This window comes from Leclercia sp. GHBNCSD (assembly GCF_055805075.1).
The window spans coordinates 4,047,190-4,067,805 of sequence record NZ_JBQVYO010000001.1 but is presented as its reverse complement, the minus strand read 5'-3'; the positions used below and the strand labels follow the sequence as shown (position 1 = coordinate 4,067,805).

Here is a 20,616-nt window from a genome sequence, read left to right as displayed (position 1 = left end):
CGGTGCGGTGCGGCAAACCGACCAGACCGTAGGCCCGTGCAAGCGCAGCGCCGCCGGGCGTCAGTAGCGCACGCACACCGATTTGGTTTCACACCAGCCATCCAGCCAGTCCGGGCCGAAATCACGGCCTGTGCCGGACTGCTTCATCCCGCCAAACGGCAGGTTGGCGTCGATCAGGGTATGGCTGTTCACCCACACGGTTCCCGCCTGCAGGCGGTCGGTGTACTCCAGCGCTTTGCTGATGTTTTGCGTCCAGACGCTGGCGGTCAGGCCATATTCGGTATCGTTCGCCAGGCGCAGCGCCTCTTCGCCGTCAGCGACGCGCACCAGGTTGACCACCGGACCAAACACCTCTTCGCGGGTCAGGCGCAGGCTGGCGTCCGGGTTCACCACCAGCGTCGGCGACACGTAGTAACCCTGATCGTTCGGACCACGGTTGCCGGTAATCAGCTCCGCCTGGCGCGACTGCGCTTCATCAAGGAAGGTCTGCACTTTGTCGCAGTGGGCGCGGGAAACCAGCGGGTTGATGTGCGCCTCCTGGGACATCCCCGGCCCGACGCTGAGGGATTTCACCGCCTGCTCAAAACCGCTCACCACGGTATCAAACAGCGGCGCTTCGACGTAAATACGCGAGCTGGCGGCGCACACCTGGCCCTGGTTCAGGAAGCTGCCGGTCATCAGGCCTTCGATCACCCATGCCGGATCGGCATCTTTCAGGACAATCGCCGGGTTTTTACCGCCCAGCTCCAGCGTCACCCCCATCAGGCGATCGGCGGCGGCGCGCGCAATCTGTTTCCCGGTGGCGGTAGAACCGGTAAAGCTCACCCTGGCGATATGCGGATGGTTGGTGAGCGCAGCGCCACACACCGCCCCGCTGCCGGTCACTACGTTAAAGACGCCGTCCGGGACCCCGGCCTCGGTTGCCAGCTCCGCCACGCGCAGCAGGGTCAGGGGCGTGGTTTCGGACGGTTTGATCACGATAGAGCCGCCGGCCGCCAGGGCGGGCATCACTTTCCACATGCCAATCAGCAGCGGGAAGTTCCACGGCACGATCCCGGCCACCACGCCAATCGGCTCTTTGCGCGTCCACGCCTGGTAGCGCGCTCCCTGCGGCATCGGAATAGAGAGATCCAGCGTCTTACCGGCGATTTTGGTGGTCAGCCCCGCGGTGTAGCGCATCCAGTTCAGAGTGCAGCCCACTTCAAAGGCGCGGGAGATGTTAATGGATTTACCCTGCTCCAGGGTTTCGAGCTGGGCCAGCTCCTCGGTGTGCTGCTCCACCAGATCGGCGAAGCGCAGCAGAATACGTTCGCGCTCCGCCGGCAGTTTGCCGGACCAGCTGCGGGCCACAAAGGCGCGCCAGCCGGACATCACCGCGCGATCCACATCTTTCGCGCTGGCATCGGCGGTAGAGGCAATCACCTGACCGGTTGCCGGGTTAAAGATATCCAGACGCTTTTCGCTGTCGGAGGCGGACGGTTGTCCCTCGATCCAGAGGCCATGTTGGCGATCCAGAAATTGCTGCACGCTGTGCAGTACTGCGACCTGTGTATCAGACATAGCGATTCCTTATTATTCGCAGGGTGTCATCGCAGTCTAAGATGGGTTTGCGCAGTGCGCTTTTATCTCTGTGACATTCGCTTTGCCCCCTGTGACAGGTGCCGCAAAACGCGACAATAGTGCCGTTTCGCTCTGTTACACCGTGGTGTTCTTGCCTATATTTCGCCCCATGTCACGGGTAATTAGAAACATAAATGCAACAATGTTTAAACATTCACGACGTAGCAGGTCAGACGATGGCGAGTGCAAAGGAAACGGACAATTATCAGCAGTGGCTGGCGCAGATTAATCAGGCTTGCGGAAGTTTTGCGGCCCGGCCCATGAGCGGCGAGTTTTACGGCGAGCTGGAATCCACCTGGACCGGCACCCTGAAGCTCAGCACCGTCACCGCTGGCGGCGTGAATCTGTTTCGTACCCGCCAGGAGATTAAGACCAGCAACGATGCCTGGTTCTACACTGTCTTTCAGCTGGAAGGTGAAGCGGGACTGGAGCAGGACGACCGGCAAATTATGCTCAACGCGGGAGATATCACCCTGATCGACGCCTCCCGCCCCTGCTCGATCTACTGGCCGGAAAAATCCCGGCAGATCTCATTGCTGCTCCCGCGCCAGATCCTTGAGCAGCACTTTCGTTTTCAGGAAGTGAGCTGCGCGCAAAAACTCTCCCACAGCCTGCCTACCGTCCAGCTCAGCTATCGTCTGCTGCAGGAGAGCATGAACAATCCGCGATTGAGTGAAACCGAGAGCGAAGCCGCGCTGGAGGCGATGGTCTGTCTGCTGCGCCCGGTATTGCAGCAGCGTGAAAGCGTGCAGCCGCGCAAGGCGCGCCAGTTCAGCCACGTTCTGACGCTCATCGACGATCATATTCAGGCGGAACATTTGCGACCGGAGTGGATTGCGGCGGAGTGCGGGATGTCGGTGCGTAGCCTGTACCGGATGTTTGCCGAGAAAGGGCTGGTGGTGGCGCAGTACATCAAGAACCGTCGGCTGGATCTCTGCGCGCAGATGCTACGTAGCGCTCGTGACGATGAGAAACTGGCGGGCATTGGCTACAGCTGGGGCTTTACCGACCATAGCCACTTCTCCACGGCATTTAAGCAGCGCTTTGGGATCTCCCCTGGCGAATACCGCAAACGCCACCGCTAATCACTTCTGTAACCATCTGCCGTTGACGCCCTGGACATACTCGCCGGGGCGGGCGCGGGCAACCAGTTTGCTTCCCGCCATTTTGGCCACCTCATCGACCGGAAGGTTATTGCTGTCAGCAAGCCGCTGATAACTCTCGGTACGAGCCTTGTTGATCTGCTCCACCAGCGCCAGGGTTTCGCGATCCTGGCTGCGCGGGGCGATATAGCCGCTCAGCGTTTCCCCCACGCGCCCCTCGGTGCGGGCTTCGTTGAGGGTCAGGGCGAACGCGGGCGCACAAAGCCCCAGCGTCAGCAGAATGAGCGTGAAGTATTTTCTCATGGCGGCCTCAGAAGAGATCGCTGCGCGATTTCAGCAGCGATTCCACATCTTTATCCACTTTGATGTGGATTTCATGTTCAATTTTGACGTTCATGTTGATGGTGATGGGCTCCTTCGACGCCGCCACTTCTATCCTCGGCGTGCAGCCTGTCAGCGTCAGTATCACAATCGCGGTGAAGCCACCGGCCAGCTTTTTCATGGTTGTTCCTTACATTCCTTGCCTGTCGGACAGCGGTTATCCGGTAGTGCCGCGTGCTCCTCCAGCCACGTCTGCAGCTTGTCGCCAAAACGCAGGCTGCGCCAGAGGGTAAACACGTTCTCCTGATGGGTATAGTTGAGGTTGACGGCCTGTGTCTGGCCCTCCACGCGGCTGGCGCCACGCAAGGTCGACGCCAGGGTTAATTCACCCAGATTATCTAAATTGAGTTTCGTCCACGACTGCGAAATTTCCATATAGCGAAGCCAGTTAATCGCGCCGCCCGCCGCCCCGTTCTCTTTCACCAGCGCATCGGCAGTCTCTTTATCGAGACGCAACGTCATCGGACCCGCGTTGGTCAGCCAGCCATCTTTGATGATCCACTTGTCGTTGTCCAGCCACAAGGGCAGCGCCCCGCTGAACGGCCCGGACAGGGCAAACTGTTTGGGATTTATCGCACTGATAAGCTCGCTGGCGGAGAGATTCTGCACCCGCAGCAGGGCCGCATCGTGCTGGGGCATGCGCAGCTGCTGCAGGGTCACTTTACCGCCCAACAGATCGACGCTGACGTCGCTCAGCAGCAGCGGACTGGCATCGCTCCAGGGGTAATCGCCCTGCAGATCGGCGGTGATGTTGCGGGCCGTGACCTGGTTTTTCACCTCGCCAATGCGCAGCGTCACCGGACCGCGGGTTCCCAGCGACCAGGTGCCCTGGCTGAAGCGGAACGGCAGGACAAAGTCGACCCCGTTGATTTTGTTGTCCGGCATCCAGACGCTACCGCTCTTCAGCACGCCGTGGCCTCCGGCCTCAAAGCCCTGATCCGCCGCTGCGGAATAAGCCACCTGGGCATAAAGCTCCCCCTCCCTGAGGGTCATCTTCCAGTCCGGTGGGATCAGCGGCTGAAAAACGGTCAGGGATTGCTTCGGCCACCAGGCCTGGCCGCGCAGACGCTCCCCGTCCCAGCGCCCGTTCAGCTGCACCGGGCCGATGGCTCTGGCGTTAAGGGTGCCTTTGTACTGGAAAAATGTTGGATCGCTACCCTCCACGCTGAATTTGATCGTTGAGGGGGGTAATACACTGCCGCCGGTAAAGGTGGTCTCTCCGGCATCGAAGGAGAGCGCGCCGCTGAAGTGCGGATCGGCAGGGTCGCGCTGCCAGCGGATTGGGCGCTCAAGCACCATGCGCGGTGCGCTGGCATGCAGGGTGCCATATTTCAGCTGATCGAAGCCGGTGGAAAGCGCGCTCAGCTCAATCACGCTGTCGCGCCACTCCCCCCTGCCCGCCACGTCCCAGCGGGCCTGCATCGGGGTAAAGTTGCCCTCCCCCCAGTAGCGCCATTGCCACAATCCGTAATCCGGCAGAAAATTGCTGGCCCGGCCATCCAGGTGCAGGGTGAAATCCCCCATCTCCTGTTCATGGGCGCGTAAGATGGCCTGCAGGCGGCCATCGATGCCGTTAAGGGTGAGCGCCACGCCAGCCAGCGGCCAGCGCACCTCGTCGATATTCAGGGAGTCGATAACCCGCCCCCGGGAGCGCAGCAGCGCCCCCGGGGCAAATGCCAGCCGGGGCTCGGCAAGGCTGCCGGTCAGCGTGGCGGGTAGCTTCGCGTAGAGCGTCAGGTCGTTCTGTTTGGCAATGCCGGTGAGCTGCATCGGCATGGCGGTGTTGTCCATGCTTAGCTTGCCGGGGCCGAAGGTGAGCACCGCGTTGCCCTTCCCGGCATCGCCCTGAGTCAGCACGTTCATTCGCCCGCTGACGATAGCCTTCTCCGTGCCCTGTTGCCAGTTATCGATCTTAAGCCCCAGCCGTCCGCTCAGGGGAACACCGGCCTGAACCCAACGCCAGCGCCCGTCGCTGATGGTGAACTGTTCCGGGGTGATCTGCCAGGGGAGATCCAGCAGCGGCTCGCCGCTCTCCCGGGCAATCATCACCAGCTGGCCCTGGTTGTCCTGCCACTCAAGCTCGGCATCCACAAGGGTTGAGATCTGCGGCACGGTAAAGGTCGCCACCGTGTGCCCCTGCACCGGCAGGCCATCCGGCACCAGCGGCAGAGTAAATTCCCCCACCAGTTTTACCGGCTGGGGATTATCGGGGAGGTTAAGCGTGACATCGCTTACCGTCAGCGAGCGGCCGCGTAGTTTTCCCCGCAGGCTAAACTTATCTCCGTGGTAGACAATTTCTTGCAGGGACGGTGTCAACGAAGCGGTTAATTTCCCCTCCCACACCTGCCAGGGGGAGAGTGTCAGGCGGTCGATGTTAAGCCAGGTGTTGGGTAGCAGGGCTTGCCATTCGGCCAGGGAGCGCGGCGCGGTGGGCGTGGGCTCGCTGGCGGGGATTTTGCTCAGGCAGGCGCTGTTGAGATCCAGCGCGCCGATGTCAAGCTTCCAGCGGCTTGGGTGGCTGAGGGTAGCGTCTTTGACGCGGGCGATTTCGCACTCCTCCACCAGATAGCGCAGATCGGGGATGACCAGCGCGCTGCGGGTCAGGCGCGGGCTCTCTTCAAAGGCGATGCGGGTCCCGGCGGGGAGCCAGATCCCGGCAAGCGTAGGCACCCACTGCGCAAGCGTCAGTAGTAGCGTCAGCGGCAAAAGAACGATCAGAAGCAGTAGCGCGATCGAGGCTTTGTATGTACCCCTCATGGGCAGTTAATATCCTGATTTAGCGAAAAAATTAGCCGACAATATCGAATATTGTGGCATGTTTAGCCGATCAGTTGAAGCGAACGCCACTTTTAAGGATAGTTGCTACATAATTATCCATAGAACTTATTGAATTCAATAAAATTTTATAAATTGTAAGATTATTTTAATCATGCTACCGTAATTGAAAACACACTGGAGAAAGTCTTATGAAACTCGCGGTATACAGTACAAAGCAATACGACAAAAAGTATCTGCAGCACGTTAACGAGGAGTATGGCTTCGAACTTGAATTTTTCGACTTTCTGCTTAATGAAAAAACAGCCAAAACCGCCCACGGGTGTGACGCGGTCTGTATTTTCGTTAACGACGACGGCAGTCGTCCGGTGCTGGAAGAGCTGAAAAAACAGGGTGTGAAGTACATCGCCCTGCGCTGCGCGGGCTTTAATAATGTGGATCTGGATGCGGCAAAAGAGCTGGGTCTGCAGGTGGTGCGCGTGCCCGCCTACTCCCCGGAAGCGGTGGCTGAACACGCCATCGGCATGATGATGTCCTTAAACCGCCGTATTCACCGTGCTTATCAGCGCACCCGTGATGCCAACTTCTCCCTGGAAGGGCTGACCGGTTTTACCATGTACGGCAAAACCGCCGGGGTGATCGGCACCGGTAAAATTGGCGTAGCGGCCCTGCGGATCCTGAAAGGGTTTGGTATGCGCCTGCTGGCGTTTGACCCTTACCCAAGCGCCGCCGCGCTGGATCTGGGGGTGGAGTATGTTGACCTGGCAACCTTGTACGCAGAGTCAGACGTGATCTCCCTGCACTGCCCGTTAACCGCTGACAACTACCATCTGCTGAACCAGAGCGCCTTCGACCAGATGAAAGATGGCGTGATGATTATCAACACCAGTCGCGGTGGGCTGATTGACTCTCAGGCCGCCATCGAAGCCCTGAAAACGCAAAAAATCGGCGCGCTGGGGATGGACGTCTACGAGAACGAACGCGATCTCTTCTTTGAAGACAAATCCAACGATGTGATTCAGGATGACGTCTTCCGCCGCCTCTCCGCCTGCCACAACGTGCTATTCACCGGCCACCAGGCGTTCCTGACCGCTGAGGCGCTGATCAGCATTTCGGAGACGACGCTGGGTAACCTGAGTCAGCTGGAGAAAGGCGAAGCCTGCCCGAACGCGTTGTTCTGAGGAAAGAGCCTTTAACTTAAAGCAGCTCATATCCTTAAGGGAATAATTAGCCTACAGCGGCTCCCTGGTCCGGCTGAAAATCGCCGAAGCGTTTCCGGAAGGCCGGGGCGAGGCGCATGGACGCGCCGAGAGGGCATAGCCTGCATGGATGCAGGCTGGTGCCCGACCCGAAAGCCTGGAGGAATAAGCTGAGGACAAAATTGCCGGGAGCAATTTTGGACAGCGCTTGCGCTGGCCCCGGAGGGGTGAGCCCCAGGGATGGGGCGAACAATCCGCGAAGCGGCGATTTTCTTGCCGGGAGCCGGGATTGTTAAGGGGGCGGCGATAGCCCCCTTAACACGTTCACCGGTGACGTGGTTTACAGAGAAGCAGCGAACGCAAGGTGAACGGAACCACCTCCACCGCAACATATTATTCCGTGCATTGCCCGGCGGCGCTACGCTTGCACGGGCCTACAAACCCCAAACCCCAAACCCCAAACCCATCCCCCCACATTTCAGATTAACCCGCAAGACAATCCCCGCCAGCGCAATAGACTATGCATTAGCTATTTATGAAGTGAATATATTGAGAAGAAACATGAAAACGTTCGTCGCAGTAACGCTCCTCAGCATGGCGCTGACAGGCTGTGTTAACCCAGGGAAAGCCTCTGTCCAGGAAGAACAGCTCCAGCAGCACCGCTTTGTGCTGCAAAGCATCAACGGCGCCGCCGTCGCCCCGGTCACCACGCCGCCGGAAATCACCTTCGGCGAAAAAATGGCGGTCTCAGGGGTGATGTGCAACCGCTTCAGCGGCCAGGGCAAGCTCTCCGATGGCGAGCTGAAGGTCAACGATCTCGCCATGACGCGTAAGCTCTGCACCGAACCCCAGCTCAATGAACTGGATCACGCCATCGGAACGATGCTGCGCAGCGGCACAGAGGTGGATCTGACGGAAGATGTATTAACCCTGGCGACGGCCGAGACGACGCTGGTCTTCAAACGCGCAGAATAATCAGTAACTGCCGCACGATCCCACGGCAAGCGACTGTTCACTGCAGCGTTTGCCGTTGGGCAGCGCGCACATGCCGATGGCGGAGCCATCCAGCTGACGCGCAACGGACAGCGAACCGCCAATCATGGCGCAATTTGCCTGGCCGGAACTGGACATCGCCGCCTTCATCCCCGGCGCGACGTGCGCGGCGGTTGCCTGCTGAACAGGTTCATTGCTGCAGGCCGACAGTAACAAAGCGGCACACCCAACCCAAAATGCTGCGCGCATAATCTCTCCCCTCGTTGAATTGCAAAACCTATGCATAATAGGCACCCCGTCCGCGTCCGTCGAGAGCGAAACCACGATTTTCCACGTTGTAAAACGTTTTGTTCGCTATTTTTACGCAAAAGTTTGATCGAGCCATTGGTAGCGTCAATAAGCAGGACACAAAAGCGAAAATCGTTTCAGCGCCCCTTTGCTAAACTCACAAGATAATTACAGGACCCGCCGATGCGTTACGGGTCCCTCTTTCTTTGCGCAATGTAAGGGTGTCATATGCAAACTATTGACGGCAATGGCGCAGTCGCGTCCGTCGCGTTTCGCACCAGTGAAGTGATCGCCATCTACCCCATTACACCCAGCTCGACCATGGCGGAACAGGCCGATGCCTGGGCCGGTAACGGGCTGAAAAACGTCTGGGGTGATACCCCTCGCGTGGTTGAGATGCAGTCGGAGGCCGGGGCGATTGCCACCGTCCACGGCGCGCTGCAGACCGGCGCGCTCTCCACCTCGTTTACGTCGTCGCAGGGTCTGCTGCTGATGATCCCGACGCTCTACAAGCTAGCGGGACAACTCACGCCATTCGTGCTGCACGTCGCGGCGCGCACTATCGCCACCCATGCCCTGTCGATTTTTGGCGATCACTCTGACGTGATGGCCGTCCGCCAGACCGGTTGCGCCCTGCTCTGCTCTGGCAGCGTGCAGGAGGCGCAGGATCTGGCGCTGATTTCACATATGGCGACGCTCAAAAGCCGCGTGCCGTTTATCCACTTCTTCGACGGCTTCCGCACCTCCCACGAGATTAATAAAATTGTCTCGCTCTCAGATGAGACGATCCGCAACCTTCTTCCCCAGGCGGAGATCGATGCCCACCGCGCCCGGGCGCTGAACCCGGAGCACCCGGTGATCCGCGGCACCTCCGCTAACCCGGATACTTACTTCCAGTCCCGCGAGGCGACCAACCCGTGGTATGACGCGGTGTATGACCATGTGGACCAGGCGATGGCCGACTTTGCCGCCGCCACCGGGCGTGAGTACAAGCCGTTTGAGTATTACGGCCACCCGCAGGCAGAACGCGTGATCGTCATCATGGGGTCCGCCATCGGCACCTGTGAAGAGGTGGTGGATGAACTGCTGCGCCGGGGCGAGAAGGTGGGCGTACTGAAGGTGCGTCTCTACCGTCCGTTCTCGGCCAAACATCTGCTGGCGGTGCTGCCGGAAAGCGCGCGTTCTGTGGCGGTGCTGGACCGTACCAAAGAGCCCGGCGCGCAGGCCGAACCGCTCTATCTGGACGTGATGACCGCCCTGGCGGAAGCCTTTAACGGCGGCGAGCGCGAGACGTTGCCGCGGGTGATTGGCGGGCGCTACGGGCTGTCGTCGAAAGAGTTTGGCCCGGATTGCGTGCTGGCCATCTTTAACGAGCTGAGCGCCGCGAAGCCGAAGCGGCGCTTTACCGTTGGTATCTATGACGATGTGACCAATCTGTCGCTGTCGCTACCGGAAAATACCCTGCCGTCAACCGCGAAGCTGGAAGCCCTCTTTTACGGGCTGGGTAGCGACGGCAGCGTGTCGGCGACCAAGAACAACATCAAGATCATCGGTAACTCCACGCCGTGGTATGCCCAGGGCTATTTCGTCTATGACTCGAAAAAAGCCGGGGGGCTGACGGTATCCCATCTGCGCGTCAGCGAACAGCCGATCCGTTCGGCATATCTGGTGTCGCAGGCCGATTTCGTCGGCTGTCATCAGCTGCAGTTTATCGACAAATACCAGATGGCCGAGCGCCTCAAACCGGGCGGGATTTTCCTGCTCAATACCCCCTACAGCGCCGATGAGGTCTGGGCGCGCCTGCCGCAGGAAGTGCAGGCGGTGCTGAACCAGAAAAAAGCGAAGTTCTGGATCGTTAATGCGGCGAAAATCGCCCGTGAATGCGGCCTGGCGGCGCGGATTAACACCGTTATGCAGATGGCCTTTTTCCATCTGACCCACATCCTGCCCGGCGACAGCGCCCTGATGGAGCTGCAGGGGGCCATCGCCAAAAGCTACAGAAGCAAGGGCCAGGAGCTGGTGGAGCGTAACTGGCAGGCGCTGGCGCTGGCGCGGGAGTCGCTGGCGGAAGTGCCACTGCAGCCGGTCAACGCCCGCAGCCCGAACCGCCCGCCGGTGGTGTCGGACGCCGCACCAGACTTTGTGAAAACCGTCACCGCCGCGATGCTGGCCGGGCTGGGCGATGCTCTGCCCGTCTCCGCCCTGCCGCCGGACGGCACCTGGCCGATGGGGACCACCCGCTGGGAAAAACGCAATATCGCTGAAGCGATCCCAATCTGGAAAGAGGAGCTGTGCACCCAGTGTAACCACTGCGTGGCGGCCTGCCCGCACTCCGCTATCCGCGCCAAAGTGGTCTCCCCTGAGGCCATGGAAGCTGCCCCCGCCAGCCTGCACTCGCTGGATGTGAAATCCCGCGACATGCGCGGCCAGAAATATGTTCTGCAGGTCGCCCCGGAAGACTGCACCGGCTGTAACCTCTGCGTGGAGGTCTGCCCGGCGAAAGACAGACAGAATCCGGAAATCAAGGCCATTAACATGATGTCGCGCCTTGAGCATGTGGAAGAGGAGAAAGTGAATTACGACTACTTCCTCGACCTGCCGGAGATCGATCGCAACAGCCTCGAGCGCATCGACATTCGCACCTCGCAGCTGATCACTCCGCTCTTCGAGTACTCCGGCGCCTGTTCCGGCTGCGGCGAGACGCCGTACATCAAGCTGCTGACCCAGCTCTATGGCGACCGGATGCTGATCGCCAATGCGACCGGCTGTTCGTCGATCTATGGCGGTAATCTGCCGTCAACGCCGTACACCACTGATGCCAACGGGCGCGGCCCGGCGTGGGCGAACTCGCTGTTCGAAGATAACGCCGAATTTGGCCTCGGCTTCCGCCTGACGGTGGATCAACACCGCGTACGGGTGATGCGTCTGCTGGAACAGTTTGCCGATACGATCCCGGCGGAGCTGAACAGCGCCCTGCACAGCGAGGCAACGCCTGATGTACGTCGTCAGCAGGTGGCCGAGCTGCGTCAGGCGCTGGCGGGCGTGGAAGGTGCAGAAGAGCTGTTAACCGATGCCGATGCGCTGGTCGAGAAATCGATCTGGCTGATTGGCGGCGACGGCTGGGCCTATGACATTGGCTTTGGCGGTCTGGACCATGTTCTCAGCCTGACCGAGAACGTGAACATTCTGGTGCTGGATACCCAGTGTTACTCCAATACCGGGGGCCAGGCCTCGAAGGCGACACCTCTGGGGGCGGTGACCAAGTTTGGCGAGCATGGCAAACGCAAGGCGCGTAAAGACCTGGGCGTCAGCATGATGATGTACGGTCATGTTTATGTGGCGCAGATCTCGCTGGGGGCACAGCTGAACCAGACGGTGAAAGCGATTCAGGAGGCGGAGGCCTATCCTGGCCCGTCGCTGATTATCGCCTACAGCCCTTGCGAAGAGCACGGATACGATCTGGCGCTGAGCCACGATCAGATGCGCCAGTTGACCGCGACGGGCTTCTGGCCGCTCTACCGCTTTGATCCGCGTCGTGCCGACGAGGGCAAACTGCCGCTGGCGCTGGATTCCCGCCCGCCGTCTGACGCGCTGGCAGAGACGCTGTTGCAGGAACAGCGGTTCCGCCGTCTCAATGCTCAGCAGCCCGAGGTGGCTGAGCAGCTGTGGAAAGACGCCGCCGCCGATCTGCAAAAACGCTATGACTTCCTGGCCCAGCTTGCCGGGAAAGCCGAAAAGTCGGCCAGCGAATAACCCGAAGCCCGGCCTGTCCGGGCTTTTCTTTACCGATAAAAAAAGCCCGCCAGAAAGTGTCTGGCGGGCGGCTCCTGTTTAGCGATAAATAACAGTACCTATATTAAAAAGTTATTTATGCGATAAACGGAAAAATAACTACAGGCATATAACACCGCTGATTTTACTGGTTTCAGGGGAGAATGGATAATTTTAGTTTTATATGGATTAATTAAACACATTCACCAAAATTATGACCATTTCTACAGCAGTAATTTCTTTAGATTTTACTTACCTGGTAACAATTATGTTTTATCGCTAAAAGAGAGAGTGATTTAGCATGGGACATCTTTCCAGCGCAGGAAGTTCCGTGGAAAGTTAAAAAATATTTAAATAAAAATAGCGTAAGGATTAGTCACAATGAAAAGAAAAGTACTGGCTCTCATGATTCCAGCTCTTTTAATGGCTGGCGCAGCAAATGCAGCAGAGGTTTATAATAAAGACGGCAATAAATTAGATCTGTACGGTAAAGTAGACGGTCTGCATTATTTCTCCGACAACAGCGGTGCTGACGGCGACCAGACCTATATCCGTATGGGCATTAAGGGCGAAACCCAGATTAACGATACCCTGACCGGCTACGGTCAGTGGGAATACAACGTCCAGGCAAACAACACGGAAGACTCTGGCAATCAGTCCTGGACCCGTCTGGCGTTTGCCGGTCTGAAAGTCGGCGATTACGGTTCATTTGATTATGGCCGTAACTATGGCGTGCTGTACGACGTGGAAGGCTGGACCGATATGCTGCCAGAGTTCGGCGGCGACTCCTACACCAAAGCCGATAACTTCATGACCGGCCGTGCGAACGGCGTTGCAACCTACCGTAACAGCGATTTCTTTGGCATGGTTGAAGGTCTGAACTTTGCCCTGCAGTACCAGGGTAACAACGAAGGCGATAATAACGGTAACGAAGGCACCAACAACGGCCGTGACGTGCGTTATGAGAACGGTGACGGCTTCGGTATCTCTACCTCCTACGACTTCGGCATGGGCCTCAGCGCAGCGGCGGCCTACACCTCTTCTGACCGTACCAACGACCAGGTGAGCAATACGACTGCGGGCGGCGACAAAGCGGATGCCTGGACCACTGGCCTGAAATATGACGCCAATAATATCTATCTGGCGGCCATGTATTCTGAAACCCGTAACATGACCCCTTATGGTGACGGTAAAAAAGCCAACACGGTAGCCAACAAAACCCAGAACTTTGAAGTTACCGCACAATACCAGTTCGATTCTGGCCTGCGTCCGGTTGTCTCTTACCTGCAGTCGAAAGGTAAAGATCTCGATAACGGCCAGGGCGATCAGGATCTGGTTAAATATGCTGAAGTGGGTGCGACTTACTACTTCAACAAAAATATGTCCACCTATGTGGATTATAAAATCAACCTGCTGGATGAAGATGACCAGTTCTACAAAGACAATGGCATCAGCACCGATGACATCGTCGCATTAGGTCTGGTTTACCAGTTCTGATGAAATGAGCCCGCGTTACGGCGCGGGCTACCTGAGACAAGATAAATGGCCTCTCTGCTGTATAGCGATCACTTCTCCGCTTTCCCCGTTGCGCTATAGCGCAGCACTCCGGCCACCCCTCCGCCGCCATCATTGGGATGAACGCGCCCTTCCATTACCAGAACCTCCGGGAAATCAAACGGCGAGACGCCTTCAATGCAGGCAACGTTAACACCATACTGATCCGGATTTGAGCGACGCTGGTGGAAAGTGTAAATCCCGCAGACAGAACAAAAATAGTGCACAGCCGTCTGGGTGTTGAAACGATACTCGGTCAGCAGCGACTCGCCCTGAATAATCGTGATACCGGATAACGGCGCCGAGACCGCAATCGCCCCACGCATCCGGCAGAATGAACAATTACAGCGGCGGATAGTATTGAACCCGTCAGAGAGCTCAACGGTGAACCGGACCGCACCGCAGTGACACTGAGCAGAAACTCTATTCGACATTACAGGCTCCTTGCGTTAACCATGCCCTCACAGGCGGCGTGACGGCACGCCGCGTCCTGGCTAAGTGTACGCCAGGCTTCCCGTCAGCGCCGGATATATTCCTCCGCGCTCTTTTTCAGATACGCCTCCTGAAAAATCTGTTCTGAATAGGTGAGCTTCATGACGGACGATAAATAGGGGGCGTCGAGTTCGATTAAATCTTCGTCATTCTGGTATTTGGCGTATTTATCACCGGCGAAAGAGATCTGTTTTTTCACCACCACATATTTATGCGCCAGCATACTTTCGACTTCATCAAAACGGCTCTTATCCAGCTCCAGCATAATGGCGGTAATTTTTCCGCTCTTATTGAAGATCACCGCGTTATTTTTCACCCCCTCTAAACCCAGCTCCCGGTTCGGAATGGAGAATATATCGCCGTCGCTCCACTTACTGCGCCCTTCATGCAGGGACGAGGGATAGGCTTTAATAAATTGTTGTAGCGTGGTTTTACCTAACGTCAGCCCCATTGCGGTGGTGTTCGCCCGGGCGACTGAAGACATTGCGATTAAAATGAATATACTCACGATCAGTTGCCACTGTTTGCCCATCGTTATCACCTCATCGTATTAGTCTGTTTTTGCTCACCATCGTCTCTGTTACCTGGCACTCCTCAATCGTACAGGGTCAATTATTAATGGCCTATGCCTCTTTCTGGTGAGTGCACGGCACAGATACAGTACGAGTTACTGAGCGGCAGTGAGACATGTCGCGAAGGTATGTGACGGGGAAAGGCGATAAAAAAGCCACCAGTAAATACTGGTGGCGCGGGTATTACTCACGGTCAGCTATTTTTTGACGGGTTGGGGTTTTTTATCACCCGATTCCGGCGCCTCGCGCGGGTCATCTTTTTCAACATACTGCATGAGTACCTCCCGTTGTTGTGGATGGACTACTACTATAGCGTTGGTTGCCAATATACAGCCAGGCGGCAAACGGTAAAAAAACCCAACGCGTGGAACAGGATGATTACGCGCTGTAAAACGTGCTGACATTCATCGCCGTAATCCGTACCATACACGCCATACTTTTTCATGTTGACCTGCTGCCCCCCTTTTAATGGGGGAGCCGCCTGAGCTGCTTTAGCCACAAACGAATTGAGCCACTATTAAATGTCGCAAAATCAAGATATTACCAAGAAAGAACAGTATAACCTTAACAAGCTTCAGAAGCGTCTTCGCCGCAATGTGGGTGAAGCCATTGCCGATTACAACATGATTGAAGAAGGCGACCGCATCATGGTCTGCCTGTCTGGCGGCAAAGACAGCTACACCTTGCTCGAAATTTTGCGCAATCTTCAGCAAAGCGCGCCGGTCAATTTTTCGTTAGTGGCCGTCAATCTGGATCAGAAGCAGCCGGGCTTCCCGGAGCATATCCTGCCGGAATATCTGGAGAAGCTGGGCGTCGAATATAAGATTGTTGAAGAGAACACCTACGGCATCGTTAAAGAGAAGATCCCGGAAGGGAAAACCACCTGCTCGCTCTGCTCTCGCCTGCGCCGCGGCATTCTTTACCGTACCGCGACAGAGCTGGGTGCAACCAAGATCGCTCTGGGTCACCACCGCGATGACATTTTACAGACGCTGTTCCTGAACATGTTCTACGGCGGCAAAATGAAGGGTATGCCACCGAAGCTGATGAGCGACGACGGGAAGCACATTGTGATCCGCCCGCTCGCCTACTGCCGCGAAAAGGATATCGAACGTTTTGCCGAGGCCAAAGCCTTCCCGATCATTCCGTGCAACCTGTGCGGCTCACAGCCAAACCTGCAGCGTCAGGTGATTGCCGACATGCTGCGTGACTGGGATAAACGCTATCCTGGCCGAATCGAAACCATGTTCAGCGCAATGCAGAATGTGGTGCCTTCGCACCTCTGCGATATCAACCTGTTTGATTTCAAAGGAATTCAGCACGGTTCTGAAGTGGTAAACGGCGGCGATCTGGCGTTTGACCGCGAAGAGATCCCGATGAAACCGGCGGGCTGGCAGCCTGAAGAGGATGACACCCAGCTTGATGAGATGCGCCTGAACGTTATCGAAGTGAAATGATTTTTAAGCGTCTCAGCATCCACGCTGAGACGCTTCCCGCCCGCTTATTTCAGCAGACGAACCCGGCAGCTTTTGCCTTTAATCTTGCCGTTTTGCAGCTGTTTCCACGCTTTCTGCGCCACAGACTGACGCACCGCCACATACACGTGCGCCGGATGCACCGCGATTTTACCAATGTCTGCCCCGTCCAGCCCGATATCACCGGTCAGCGCCCCCAGTACATCGCCGGGACGCATTTTGGCTTTTTTACCGCCGTCGATACAGAGCGTTGCCATCTCTGCCGCCAGCGGCGTAATGGTGACGTTAGCCGGGGCATCAACCCAGTTCAGTTTGATTTGCAGCATTTCCGCCAGGATGTTGGCACGCTGTGCCTCTTCCGGCGCGCAGAAACTGATCGCCAGACCGCTGTTACCGGCTCGCGCAGTACGGCCAATACGATGAACATGTACTTCCGGGTCCCAGGCCAGCTCGAAGTTCACCACCAGCTCCAGGGATTTAATGTCCAGGCCGCGGGCGGCGACGTCGGTGGCGACCAGCACGCGGGCACTGCCGTTGGCGAAACGTACCAGGGTCTGGTCACGGTCGCGCTGCTCAAGATCGCCATGCAGCGCCAGGGCGCTCTGTCCCGCCTCGGCCAGCGCATCGCAGACCGCCTGGCAATCCTTTTTGGTGTTACAGAACACCACGCAGGAGGCAGGCTGGTGAATGCTGAGCAGTTTTTGCAGCAGCGGGATTTTGCCCCGCTGGGTGGTATCAAAAAACTGCTGCTCAATGGCGGGCAGCGCGTCCACAGAATCAATTTCAATGGCGAGCGGATTTTGCTGCACGCGTCCGCTGATGGCGGCGATCGCCTCCGGCCAGGTAGCGGAGAAGAGCAACGTCTGGCGCGTTGGCGGCGCAAAGCGGGTCACTTCATCAATGGCGTCGCTAAAGCCCATGTCGAGCATCCGGTCGGCTTCATCCAGCACCAGAGTTTGCAGCGCATCAAGCGAGACGGTGCCTTTCTGCAGGTGGTCGAGCAAACGCCCCGGCGTAGCAACAATAATGTGCGGGGCATGCTGCAAAGAGTCACGCTGTGCCCCGAACGGCTGTCCGCCGCAGAGGGTCAAAATTTTGGTGTTTGGCAGAAAACGCGCCAGACGACGTAACTCTCCTGCGACCTGATCCGCCAGCTCGCGCGTCGGGCAAAGTACCAGCGACTGCGTCTGGAACAGCGTGGCGTCAATCTGCTGTAACAGCCCAAGACCGAAGGCAGCCGTTTTACCGCTGCCGGTTTTGGCCTGTACACGGACGTCGCGTCCTTCCAGGATCGCTGGCAGCGCGGCAGCCTGTACAGGGGTCATGGTCAGATAACCCAACTCGTTCAGGTTATCGAGTTGGGCGGCAGGCAGTACGTTCAGCGTTGAAAAAGCAGTCACAGTTATTCTCGCGGTAAAAGACTCACAGTCAGCAGGCGCGTATCCTCGCAGATCTCCGCCTCTGATGCGACATTTTAATCGGCACTTCGTCCGGTGGTGGATCCGGCATCGGTTGTGGGCGTGGAATCGGATCGGGAACCGGCACCGGATCAGTAGGCACCGGGTCCGATTGCCGCAGGGGTTGCAGCAGCAGTGATAAAAGCATGGCCATATAACCCTCCAGAAGAACGCGTTTGTCTCTTTTAGGTTAGTCGCTGCTGAGTTGCAGGCAAAAAAAAGCCGACTTATTTAAGTCGGCGTCGTACGAATCAATTTTGCTATGCAGTAATTCAAAAAAGGAAGTAAGACAATATGGAGCGCAACGCCCATCGCTTGACGTTGCATTCACCTGCGGAAGAGATATTGCACCTTATGGGTAAATCGTTTTTTGACTTCGCTCAATTAAAATAGCGTTTTAAGAAATTCATGGCGTCGAAAAAATGTAAATTTACAACCATTTACTGCGATGCAACCACCATGCAACACCACCAATCAAAACGACTAACATGATGCAAAACAGTGAGAAGCCGAAGCGGAAATCGCCGCCGGGGATCCCCCCCAGGTTGACGCCAAACAGGCCTGTCAGGAAGGTGCTGGGAAGAAAGACCATCGCCATCAACGACATGGTGTAGGTTCTGCGCGAGAGCGACTCCTGCATCACCTGCGAAATTTCATCGGTCATGACTGCCGTTCGTGCGATACAGGCGTCAATTTCATCCAGCCCGCGCCCCAGTCGCTCGGCGATATCCTGCATTCTGCGACGGTGATCGTCACTCATCCAGGGAAACCGTTCGCTCGCCAGCCGGGCATAGACATCCCGCTGAGGCGCCATATAGCGGCGCATAACAATCAGCTGCTTTCTTAATAACGCCAGAAAACCGCGGGGGGGGATTTGCTGGTCGATGAGATTATCTTCCAGATCGATAATCTTATCGTGCAGCTCTTCGATAAACTCGCTGGCATGATCGGTCAGCGCGTCGCAGACGTCCACCAGCCAGCCTCCACAATCTTGCGGACCGGTGCCCTCTTTTAAATCGCCGACGACATCATCCAGCGCCAGCACTTTGCGCTGCCGGGTCGAGACAATAAGCCGCTCGTCCATATAGAGGCGCATCGCCACCAGCTGGTCCGGGCGCTCATCGGTGCTGCCGTTAATGCAGCGCAGCGTAATCAGTGTCCCCTCGCCCATGCGGGTGACGCGAGGCCGCAGGCTCTCCCCGGCCAGCGCGTCGCGCACGTTATTGGGTAACAACGGCGTAGAGGCCAGCCAGTTGGCGCTCTCCGGGTGGGTATAGTTCAGATGTAGCCAGCAGGGATGCTGCTGATCGATAGTATCGTCGTCGGTGAGCGGCCGCGCCCCGCCTTTTCCATCCAGTAACCACGCAAATACTGCGTCAGGAACGTTAACTTCCGATCCTTTTATGCCTTCCACAGCGCCTCCGCCAGTAGCCTTTCTTTGCTGTCAGTCTAGCCACCCTGCCAGCTTAAGCAATATTTTCTCCCGGCATCGCGCTGAATTTATTCATAAAAGAGATTAATCCGGTTCCCTGGACACGATGAGAAAGCCTGGCGAACCAGGCTTATTATCAGGCTCGTGCGGGTAAGGCTCCCCCCTCGTACAGGGGCGCCGTGGATGCCGCTTCCAGACGGAAGTTACGGGTACGGGTTTGCAGTTCAACAACCTGATTTTTCAGCACGGCTGATGAACCCGACAGCTCTTCAACCATCACCACGTTACTCTGGGTCACCTGCTCCAGGTCGCTCAACGCCTGGGTGATCTGGACGATGCCCTTTTCCTGCTCGTCGGTAGAGGTGGAGATCTCATCCATCAGTTTGCTGACCTGCCCGGAGCCGCTGACGATGTCGTGCATGTTTTTCTCAGCCTCCGCTACCACCATCGCCCCCTGACTGACGTTGCTGCTGGTGACGTCAATGAGTGACTTGATATTTTTAGCCGCTTCGGCGCTGCGATGCGCCAGGCTACGAACCTCACCCGCCACGACGGAGAAGCCTTTACCATGATCCCCCGCGCGGGCGGCTTCAACCGCGGCATTCAGCGCCAGAATGTTGGTCTGGAAGGCGATGCCATCAATCAGCGTGATGATCTCCGTCATCTGCTGGGCACACTCAGTAATGGAGTGCATGTTGTTGGCAACCTGCCCCATCAGCTCGCCACCTTTTTTTGCCTGAAGAGTGGCGGCACTGGCCTTTTCATTGGCCAGTCGGGTGTTATCTGCCGTATTTTTAGTGGTGGCGGCCATCTGTTCCATGCTTGCGGAGGTCTGAATCAGGGACGCCGACTGTAGCTCGGTTTTAGCGGCCAGCGCCGTGCTGCGGGCGGCGAGCTGTTCCGACAGGGTCATTGCGGTATGGGAAGAAGAGCGGATCTCACGCACCAGCGTAGCGAGATTGCTGGACAACGTATTGATTCCCGGGATCAACCGGCCTGCACAGTTATTACCAAATTCAGGGATGCTCACCCCCAGGTTGCCCGAGATAACCTCTTCGATGCTCCTTTTCACGGTGTTGATTGGCACAACCAGATATTGCGTCATGTAAATCCACAGAAAAACCCACGCGACGAGAAATAAAGAGTTTAGCAAAATTAACAAAGATGTTTGCGGTGCTAAAAATATAACCAGGCCATCAATAACGATAAACACAACCAGCAGATAACTCAGAATAAAAGTCCTCACACTTATATTTCTAAGCATAATAGATCCTACAACGGTATTTTCAGAAGGTAACCACTATATAGCATTCAGTTTTTATTTTTTCACTCTGATTTCGCAGAGGCAAAGTTTTAATATTTAACATTTTATAATTTGCGTTAGGGAGAAACTTAATTTCACAAACACTCCTGTAAACAAATACGCTTTCAAAATCAGCCTGCTCTTATGACCATTAGCGCTACAAATGGTTGGTATCGCTATTTAAACCTTTATACTTAAGCC

18 protein-coding genes are annotated in these 20,616 nt (G+C 56.8%); 6 read left to right on the top strand and 12 right to left on the bottom strand.

From position 1 onward, the window contains the following. Nucleotides 1-60: 60 nt before the first annotated feature. Entirely contained in the window at nucleotides 61-1,560 is a 1,500-nt protein-coding gene (locus ACT3IC_RS19440) for an aldehyde dehydrogenase family protein (protein ID WP_473478694.1), read from the bottom strand. 236 nt (nucleotides 1,561-1,796) lie between these two features. Here ACT3IC_RS19440 and feaR point away from each other — a divergent pair, with 236 nt between their 5' ends. Continuing rightward, nucleotides 1,797-2,705 carry a transcriptional regulator FeaR gene (gene feaR, locus ACT3IC_RS19435; RefSeq protein WP_159339410.1) on the top strand — a complete coding sequence of 303 codons (909 nt, stop codon included), beginning with the start codon at nucleotides 1,797-1,799 and terminating at the stop codon, nucleotides 2,703-2,705. Here feaR and ACT3IC_RS19430 read toward each other — a convergent pair whose 3' ends face one another. From ACT3IC_RS19430 to ACT3IC_RS19420, 3 genes are read right to left on the bottom strand one after another with little or no spacing between them, the layout of a single operon-like run. Then, nucleotides 2,706-3,026: a YdbL family probable chaperone protein gene (locus ACT3IC_RS19430; RefSeq protein ID WP_103179820.1), complete on the bottom strand. Its 321-nt coding sequence runs from the start codon at nucleotides 3,024-3,026 to the stop codon at nucleotides 2,706-2,708. 7 nt (nucleotides 3,027-3,033) lie between these two features. Beyond that, nucleotides 3,034-3,225, bottom strand: a complete 192-nt coding sequence (locus tag ACT3IC_RS19425; RefSeq protein ID WP_039028506.1) for a YnbE family lipoprotein — start codon at nucleotides 3,223-3,225, stop codon at nucleotides 3,034-3,036. After that, nucleotides 3,222-5,861 carry a YdbH family protein gene (locus tag ACT3IC_RS19420; protein WP_473478690.1) on the bottom strand — a complete coding sequence of 880 codons (2,640 nt, stop codon included), beginning with the start codon at nucleotides 5,859-5,861 and terminating at the stop codon, nucleotides 3,222-3,224. Before ACT3IC_RS19420 ends, ACT3IC_RS19425 begins: the two co-directional genes overlap by 4 nt. Before the next feature lie 209 nt (nucleotides 5,862-6,070). Here ACT3IC_RS19420 and ACT3IC_RS19415 point away from each other — a divergent pair, with 209 nt between their 5' ends. Continuing rightward, on the top strand, nucleotides 6,071-7,060 hold the full coding sequence (locus ACT3IC_RS19415; RefSeq protein ID WP_103179822.1) for a 2-hydroxyacid dehydrogenase: 990 nt from the start codon (nucleotides 6,071-6,073) through the stop codon (nucleotides 7,058-7,060). Between the two features lie 579 nt (nucleotides 7,061-7,639). Then, a complete protein-coding gene (gene hslJ, locus ACT3IC_RS19410; protein WP_103179823.1) occupies nucleotides 7,640-8,053 on the top strand; it encodes a heat shock protein HslJ in 414 nt (137 codons plus the stop codon). Here hslJ and ACT3IC_RS19405 read toward each other — a convergent pair whose 3' ends face one another. After that, nucleotides 8,054-8,320 carry a putative hemolysin gene (locus ACT3IC_RS19405; RefSeq protein ID WP_103179824.1) on the bottom strand — a complete coding sequence of 89 codons (267 nt, stop codon included), beginning with the start codon at nucleotides 8,318-8,320 and terminating at the stop codon, nucleotides 8,054-8,056. Nucleotides 8,321-8,587: 267 nt separating this feature from the next. On the opposite strand from ACT3IC_RS19405, the gene nifJ reads away from it, so the two are divergent. Further along, nucleotides 8,588-12,112, top strand: a complete 3,525-nt coding sequence (gene nifJ / locus ACT3IC_RS19400) for a pyruvate:ferredoxin (flavodoxin) oxidoreductase (protein WP_473478687.1) — start codon at nucleotides 8,588-8,590, stop codon at nucleotides 12,110-12,112. A gap of 399 nt (nucleotides 12,113-12,511) precedes the next feature. After that, nucleotides 12,512-13,627: a porin OmpC gene (gene ompC, locus ACT3IC_RS19395; protein ID WP_103179826.1), complete on the top strand. Its 1,116-nt coding sequence runs from the start codon at nucleotides 12,512-12,514 to the stop codon at nucleotides 13,625-13,627. A gap of 68 nt (nucleotides 13,628-13,695) precedes the next feature. Here the strand turns inward: ompC and ACT3IC_RS19390 are convergent, their stop codons facing one another. The 3 genes from ACT3IC_RS19390 to ACT3IC_RS19380 all read right to left on the bottom strand — a co-directional run bounded on the left by ACT3IC_RS19390 (nucleotide 13,696) and on the right by ACT3IC_RS19380 (nucleotide 15,023). Beyond that, the gene (locus tag ACT3IC_RS19390; protein WP_420193818.1) at nucleotides 13,696-14,118 is read right to left on the bottom strand and encodes a GFA family protein; all 423 of its coding nucleotides are present in this window, start codon (nucleotides 14,116-14,118) and stop codon (nucleotides 13,696-13,698) included. Nucleotides 14,119-14,201: 83 nt separating this feature from the next. Beyond that, nucleotides 14,202-14,708: a hypothetical protein gene (locus ACT3IC_RS19385; RefSeq protein ID WP_103179828.1), complete on the bottom strand. Its 507-nt coding sequence runs from the start codon at nucleotides 14,706-14,708 to the stop codon at nucleotides 14,202-14,204. A 237-nt stretch (nucleotides 14,709-14,945) separates the two neighbouring features. Then, entirely contained in the window at nucleotides 14,946-15,023 is a 78-nt protein-coding gene (locus tag ACT3IC_RS19380; RefSeq protein WP_225759512.1) for a hypothetical protein, read from the bottom strand. A gap of 246 nt (nucleotides 15,024-15,269) precedes the next feature. On the opposite strand from ACT3IC_RS19380, the gene ttcA reads away from it, so the two are divergent. Next, the gene (ttcA, locus tag ACT3IC_RS19375) at nucleotides 15,270-16,205 is read left to right on the top strand and encodes a tRNA 2-thiocytidine(32) synthetase TtcA (protein ID WP_103822179.1); all 936 of its coding nucleotides are present in this window, start codon (nucleotides 15,270-15,272) and stop codon (nucleotides 16,203-16,205) included. 44 nt (nucleotides 16,206-16,249) lie between these two features. On the opposite strand, the gene dbpA is transcribed toward ttcA, so the two are convergent. The 4 genes from dbpA to ACT3IC_RS19355 form a co-directional block, all read right to left on the bottom strand. After that, on the bottom strand, nucleotides 16,250-17,623 hold the full coding sequence (dbpA, locus tag ACT3IC_RS19370; RefSeq protein WP_103179830.1) for an ATP-dependent RNA helicase DbpA: 1,374 nt from the start codon (nucleotides 17,621-17,623) through the stop codon (nucleotides 16,250-16,252). A 28-nt stretch (nucleotides 17,624-17,651) separates the two neighbouring features. After that, nucleotides 17,652-17,828 carry a proline-rich small protein YnaL gene (ynaL, locus tag ACT3IC_RS19365; protein WP_269776161.1) on the bottom strand — a complete coding sequence of 59 codons (177 nt, stop codon included), beginning with the start codon at nucleotides 17,826-17,828 and terminating at the stop codon, nucleotides 17,652-17,654. 282 nt (nucleotides 17,829-18,110) lie between these two features. After that, nucleotides 18,111-19,094, bottom strand: a complete 984-nt coding sequence (gene zntB / locus ACT3IC_RS19360; protein WP_103179832.1) for a zinc transporter ZntB — start codon at nucleotides 19,092-19,094, stop codon at nucleotides 18,111-18,113. 154 nt (nucleotides 19,095-19,248) lie between these two features. After that, nucleotides 19,249-20,217 carry a methyl-accepting chemotaxis protein gene (locus tag ACT3IC_RS19355; RefSeq protein ID WP_473478681.1) on the bottom strand — a complete coding sequence of 323 codons (969 nt, stop codon included), beginning with the start codon at nucleotides 20,215-20,217 and terminating at the stop codon, nucleotides 19,249-19,251. Nucleotides 20,218-20,616: the final 399 nt, after the last annotated feature.

Excerpts from the sequence above, each read along its gene's own strand:
- nifJ (WP_473478687.1), top strand. The coding sequence starts at position 8,588 with ATGCAAACTATTGACGGCAATGGCGCAGTCGCGTCCGTCGCGTTTCGC.
- ACT3IC_RS19390 (WP_420193818.1), bottom strand. The coding sequence starts at position 14,118 with ATGTCGAATAGAGTTTCTGCTCAGTGTCACTGCGGTGCGGTCCGGTTC.
- ACT3IC_RS19380 (WP_225759512.1), bottom strand. The coding sequence starts at position 15,023 with ATGCAGTATGTTGAAAAAGATGACCCGCGCGAGGCGCCGGAATCGGGT.
- ACT3IC_RS19415 (WP_103179822.1), top strand. The coding sequence starts at position 6,071 with ATGAAACTCGCGGTATACAGTACAAAGCAATACGACAAAAAGTATCTG.
- ACT3IC_RS19355 (WP_473478681.1), bottom strand. The coding sequence starts at position 20,217 with ATGACGCAATATCTGGTTGTGCCAATCAACACCGTGAAAAGGAGCATC.
- ynaL (WP_269776161.1), bottom strand. The coding sequence starts at position 17,828 with ATGCTTTTATCACTGCTGCTGCAACCCCTGCGGCAATCGGACCCGGTG.
- feaR (WP_159339410.1), top strand. The coding sequence starts at position 1,797 with ATGGCGAGTGCAAAGGAAACGGACAATTATCAGCAGTGGCTGGCGCAG.
- ttcA (WP_103822179.1), top strand. The coding sequence starts at position 15,270 with ATGTCGCAAAATCAAGATATTACCAAGAAAGAACAGTATAACCTTAAC.
- ACT3IC_RS19385 (WP_103179828.1), bottom strand. The coding sequence starts at position 14,708 with ATGGGCAAACAGTGGCAACTGATCGTGAGTATATTCATTTTAATCGCA.
- ACT3IC_RS19425 (WP_039028506.1), bottom strand. The coding sequence starts at position 3,225 with ATGAAAAAGCTGGCCGGTGGCTTCACCGCGATTGTGATACTGACGCTG.
- hslJ (WP_103179823.1), top strand. The coding sequence starts at position 7,640 with ATGAAAACGTTCGTCGCAGTAACGCTCCTCAGCATGGCGCTGACAGGC.
- ompC (WP_103179826.1), top strand. The coding sequence starts at position 12,512 with ATGAAAAGAAAAGTACTGGCTCTCATGATTCCAGCTCTTTTAATGGCT.
- ACT3IC_RS19440 (WP_473478694.1), bottom strand. The coding sequence starts at position 1,560 with ATGTCTGATACACAGGTCGCAGTACTGCACAGCGTGCAGCAATTTCTG.
- ACT3IC_RS19405 (WP_103179824.1), bottom strand. The coding sequence starts at position 8,320 with ATGCGCGCAGCATTTTGGGTTGGGTGTGCCGCTTTGTTACTGTCGGCC.
- ACT3IC_RS19430 (WP_103179820.1), bottom strand. The coding sequence starts at position 3,026 with ATGAGAAAATACTTCACGCTCATTCTGCTGACGCTGGGGCTTTGTGCG.
- ACT3IC_RS19420 (WP_473478690.1), bottom strand. The coding sequence starts at position 5,861 with ATGAGGGGTACATACAAAGCCTCGATCGCGCTACTGCTTCTGATCGTT.